General features: G+C 58.0%; 6 protein-coding genes and 1 pseudogene. 4 read left to right on the top strand and 3 right to left on the bottom strand.

The annotated features are described in order from the left end of the window. A pseudogene (locus FS320_RS38545) lies at positions 1-142 on the top strand (ATP-binding protein); the annotation flags it as partial. Here the strand turns inward: FS320_RS38545 and FS320_RS49040 are convergent. Then, complete coding sequence (locus FS320_RS49040; RefSeq protein WP_244627658.1) at positions 102-536, bottom strand: tetratricopeptide repeat protein; 435 nt, start codon at positions 534-536, stop codon at positions 102-104. The pseudogene FS320_RS38545 and the gene FS320_RS49040 sit on opposite strands and share 41 nt — an antisense overlap. A gap of 746 nt (positions 537-1,282) precedes the next feature. Beyond that, complete coding sequence (locus FS320_RS38535; protein WP_152717596.1) at positions 1,283-1,804, bottom strand: adenylate/guanylate cyclase domain-containing protein; 522 nt, start codon at positions 1,802-1,804, stop codon at positions 1,283-1,285. A 249-nt stretch (positions 1,805-2,053) separates the two neighbouring features. Here FS320_RS38535 and FS320_RS38530 point away from each other — a divergent pair, with 249 nt between their 5' ends. The 3 genes from FS320_RS38530 to FS320_RS38520 all read left to right on the top strand — a co-directional run bounded on the left by FS320_RS38530 (position 2,054) and on the right by FS320_RS38520 (position 3,991). Beyond that, on the top strand, positions 2,054-2,386 hold the full coding sequence (locus FS320_RS38530; RefSeq protein ID WP_152717594.1) for a hypothetical protein: 333 nt from the start codon (positions 2,054-2,056) through the stop codon (positions 2,384-2,386). Between the two features lie 371 nt (positions 2,387-2,757). Then, positions 2,758-3,510 carry a LuxR C-terminal-related transcriptional regulator gene (locus FS320_RS38525; RefSeq protein ID WP_152717591.1) on the top strand — a complete coding sequence of 251 codons (753 nt, stop codon included), beginning with the start codon at positions 2,758-2,760 and terminating at the stop codon, positions 3,508-3,510. Then, positions 3,503-3,991 (top strand): hypothetical protein, encoded by a 489-nt coding sequence (locus tag FS320_RS38520; RefSeq protein ID WP_152717589.1) that lies wholly within the window; start codon positions 3,503-3,505, stop codon positions 3,989-3,991. Before FS320_RS38525 ends, FS320_RS38520 begins: the two co-directional genes overlap by 8 nt. A 40-nt stretch (positions 3,992-4,031) precedes the next feature. On the opposite strand, the gene FS320_RS38515 is transcribed toward FS320_RS38520, so the two are convergent. Next, a complete protein-coding gene (locus FS320_RS38515; RefSeq protein ID WP_152717587.1) occupies positions 4,032-4,322 on the bottom strand; it encodes a DUF1330 domain-containing protein in 291 nt (96 codons plus the stop codon). Positions 4,323-4,605: the final 283 nt, after the last annotated feature.

The raw sequence follows: 4,605 nt of genomic DNA, 5'->3' as shown, positions 1-4,605 counted from the left end.
GAACAAGAGCATCCGGGAGTGGACCGAGCTGCTGGCCGGCGACGAGGTGCTGGCCACGGCCATCCTCGACCGCCTGCTGCACCGAGCGCATGTTCTCAACATCAAGGGGCGCAGCTATCGCCTGCGGGATCTGGAGGAGGCTCTCCAGCGGGCTCACGCTTGAGCCGTCGTAAAACTGGATGTCGCCTTATCTCGTAAATCTCGGTGTCGCTTGACAGAGCAAAATGAGTAGGGACGTTTGGAAATGCTACAATGCCTCTGCGAAGATAGGGAAGCGCATCCTCAAAACGACCACTGACCAGGAGCGTAAAGCCGTGGAAGAATTCATAGAAGCTCAGGAATGTGTCCGCAGGGCTGAGGCGAAGAGCCGTCTGCGTCTCCACTACGGCATCATCGAACCTTCCAGCCCGAGCCAGTGCCCAGCCGTAGATCGTGTGGGCCAACGCAAAACTCGGGTTGACCCGCAGGGCAGCTTCAAGTTCCGGCAAAGCGCGTTCGTGCTGACCATCCGCGCTGACACACAGGCCCAAGACCATGCGAGCCCACGGTTCGCTGGCGTCAAGAGCCAGCGCCTGTTCCGCATGTCTTTGCGCCTCGGCAGCACTTTGATCCCAATCAGGAAGCCAGTAGTTGTAGCCTGCCCACCACAAAGCCCAGCTTAATATTGCAGGGGCTTTCGCATAGGTAGGCTCTATCGTAATGGCCCGTTCGAGAAGAGATCGCGCCTCTTCATTTTCCTGGCGTCCGAGCTTGCTGATCAACCCGATTGAGCGGACAACGAGACCCCATGTGCTGATGTTCTCAGGAGACTGGCTTGCTATCCGAGCACCCTCTTCGGCATACAAGTGCGGCTCGATGGCAGCAACGACGCTTGCTGTGATCTCGTCTTGAACCGCAAACACATCGTCAAGCTGCCTGTCGTAGCGTTCGGCCCATATGTGCCTGCCACTCGCGGCCTCGATCAACTGACCGGTGATACGAATGCGGGCTCCTGACACTCTGACACCGCCTTCGAACACGTACCGAACACCCAGGTCTTGACTGATCTGACGCACATCCGCCGCCCTGCCTTTGTAAGCGAACGTGGAATTGCGGGCGATGACGAATAGCCACTTCAGGTGCGAGAGACCCGTAATGATATCTTCGGTCATACCGTCCGCGAAATACTCGTGCTCGGGATTACCGCTCATATTGGTGAAGGGGAGGACGGCAATGGAGGGCTTGTCAGGGAGAGAGAGCGGTTTGGTCTGCGCTATTCCGGCTGGGACAGGCGAGATCACCTTCAAAGCATAGGCGCGGATCGGTTCCTCAATATTCTTAACCGTCTGAGGGCCGAGATCGGTGAAGCCAACAGGCACAGCCTTGCGAACGTAGCTAAGGTAGCTTCCGAGATGCAGATGCCACCTGGATCAGCAAGGCTTTCCAATCGGGCAGCAATGTTTACCCCATCGCCCAATAGGTCGGAGCCATGGACTAACACATCCCCGACATGCACTCCAATTCTGAACTGGAGACGTTTCTCCACCGGCATCTCTTGGGTGGTTTGCGTAAGCGCCTCCTGAATCGCAATGGCACACTGGATGGCATCTACAGCACTGGGGAATTCGGCCAAGACACTGTCGCCTGCCGTGTTGGCGATCCGTCCCCTATGCTCGGCGATCAACCGGTCCATCACCTCGCGATGGGCCGTCAAGGTGCGGAGCGTCTCAACCTCGTCGTGGCTCATCAGGCGCGAGTAAGCCGCCACGTCAGCGGCGAAGATCGCCGCGAGCCGTCGCTCCACCCTATGCTCCTGCCGATCCATGGGACCCTCGGCGCAATTTCAGTGGGAAGTGTGCGGCGGACGAGGTGAGGTGTCCAGCCTCCATCGGCAGTCATGTACTCACGGCGGGATAAGAAGCAACTTCCACATAGCCGACAGAAGCGGCTATAATGTTCACGAAGTTAGTGCCACGTCGATCTGGGTGTTCTCTCCAATACTGCGAGGGGGCCTGCGATGACAAAGCCTCTCCTGGCCTTGGGCCTCTGGTGTGTTGCCTTTGTGGTTGGCGTCGTGGGTCTCATCACAACCGGCCCTGGCAGTTCCCGCTTCACCGGAAAGGTTGTTTTCGATTTCAAGCCGTTCTGTCAAAGCTTCGTTGTCCAGACCGAGCGAGGCTTTGTGCTGCTGGAGTGGGAGGACGGTACCCTGTTCTTTGATGAAGGCGATAGCCTTGTGGGGCCGCTGCACACAACAGGGCTTCAATCGTTGAATGTGGAGGGACGTCGTGCGATGACGGCGCGGTTCGAGACCTGGGTGCCTGATCTTGCGGCCGCGCAACAGGTGTTTCGCGACCGGTGCCGCCTTGCTCCCGGCACACCCTTGGCTGGAGCAGTACGAAATTAGCCCTCGAACACGACCGGAGACGAGTTCCAGCCGACACCCAGTAATATCTCCAATATCTCCTGCCGATCCGTTGACTGCCCAATAATATTTCATAATAAGGGTGTCGGGTTCGGCAGACCTGATAGCGGCGGCAGAGCGCCTTGCAACCGCTGAAGAGAGCGTTCCTTTATATCTTTTGCCTCGGAGGTGCTCGGCCAATACTCGTCTATCGTAAGACATCTCGGCTGTATCGCGCCGGCTCACAGAGATGTGACTGCATGCCACGGTTAGGAGTCTTCTTCTAACCGGATCATTGTCAGGAATCCGACAGACGCAACCCTCGTAACCTGTTTACCTTCTCTTAACGGAAGACATTCAGCAGGGGGGCACGGATGACTACGCTGGCGCTTGTACATGATCGCTCGTCGGACACGAACACCTCGTCTACCATTCATCCCGCAGCAATCCCAACGGCCCTGATCTGTGACAACTTCCTCTTGCGCTCAGGGCTTCGTCACATCCTACAGAACACACCGTTTGATCTCGCCACGGCCACTTCTGACACAGGATTGCTTCAGCGTAGGGCTTTGGAACCTGCTCTGATCCTCATCGATGCCCATCAGACCACCGGTCGGATGCTTGAGATCATCCGGCAGATGCGAGAGCACTTCCCGCAGGCGCGGATCGTGGCCCTGGCGGATCAGTTCGATCTCAGCTTTGTGCGGTCGGGACATGAAGCCGGTGTGAATGGCTTTTGCTTAGCCGCGAGTGCTCCCGACGTTCTGGTCAAGTCGCTTGAACTGGTGATGCTCGGGGAGACTGTCCTGCCCTTCGAGATTCTGCGCGCTTTCATGGGCGGGGCTTCCCAGAGCCGGGAGCAGCCGCTCCAAGGCAGCGTGGCAGAGCCGAAGCCGTCTGACCTGAATGCTTGCAAGCTCTCAGCGCGGGAGAGGGAAATCCTGGGATGCTTGACGCAAGGAGAGCCCAACAAGGTCATTGCCCGCAAGCTGGAGATCACCGAGGCGACGATCAAGGTCCATGTGAAAGCCATCCTGCGCAAGATCGGAGCCTCCAATCGCACCCAAGCGGCCATCTGGGCCTCTCAGCGCCTGACGCAACGGGGTGGAGCATCGATGAATGGCTGAGGTGAAGATCGCGGTGGGGGATCAGGTCCGGGTCCACCTCCATCCAGCCGATCCATGGAAGAGTTTCTCCGTGGGGGTCGTCAGTCGAGTGGATGTGACAACGGCGGAAGGACGCTTCTTTGTGGTCGAGGTCATGCACGAGGTCCTTCTCGACCGCGAGCACCGCATCAGGCGCAGTTTCCCCGACTATGTCCGCTATGAGTGCCGGCACGACTTTCCAGGTCGGATTGAGGTCCTGTCCGCCGCACCCGACACGAAGCAAGAGCCTGCGCTCGATCTAACGTTGATGGACCCTCTGGAGGAAACCAAGCAAGAGGCAAACGAACCGCCTCCGGTTTGCTCTGAGTCCCACACCGAGACCAAGGTCGAACAAATACTCAAAACCGAGACCGTCGCTGAACCAACCCAGGTTGAAACTGAGCATCAGTCTGCCCCGGCACGTGCTGGCCTGATCGCTACCTTGTTTGGGCGGAAAGAATGATGATTGAGGCAGACTTTGCGTGGAAGGAGCGCCGTGAACGTCAAACTCCAGGTAGAGCCCAGACATCCAGTTCGCCTGCGCCCTCACGCAGTTTCTTCACTTCCGCATACTCTGGTGAGTGCCAGACGGATCGGATCGCCTCCATAGACGGGAACTCAAATACGACCAGTCGCCGCCCGTCATAGGAGCCCTCCAGGACCTCAACCGGACCGCCTCGAACGAGATAGCGTCCGCCGTGTTGAGCGAACAGTTCGGTGACCTTCTGGCGGTATTCAGGCCAGCCCTCTTCACGGGTGATCTTGATCTGCACGATCAGGTAGGCGGCAGGCATGGCACATTCCCTGTTCCGGTACTGCCATTCTCAAGGCCAAAACCGGTTCCGTCGAGAGGGAGAGAGGCCCCGATACGCAAGAGTTCTTTGGACCGTAGCTCCTTATCCACCAGAGTGGAGCGGCTGGAGAGGGGATTTGCCATGTCCAAAGAGATATAATAGGGGCAAAACCGTTGGCGATCACGCTAAGGAGCAGCGGTCGCTGACCAGATCTGCCAGGCGCGGGACGGCTGGCGCATCAGCAATTCCCAGTCTATCGCCAAGATAGCTCCAGAATGACACT

It is taken from the genome of Microvirga tunisiensis, assembly GCF_009296175.1.
GTDB classification, from domain to species: domain Bacteria; phylum Pseudomonadota; class Alphaproteobacteria; order Rhizobiales; family Beijerinckiaceae; genus Microvirga; species Microvirga tunisiensis.
The sequence above is the reverse complement of the archived record's forward strand: the minus strand, read 5'-3'. Positions and strand labels throughout refer to the sequence as shown.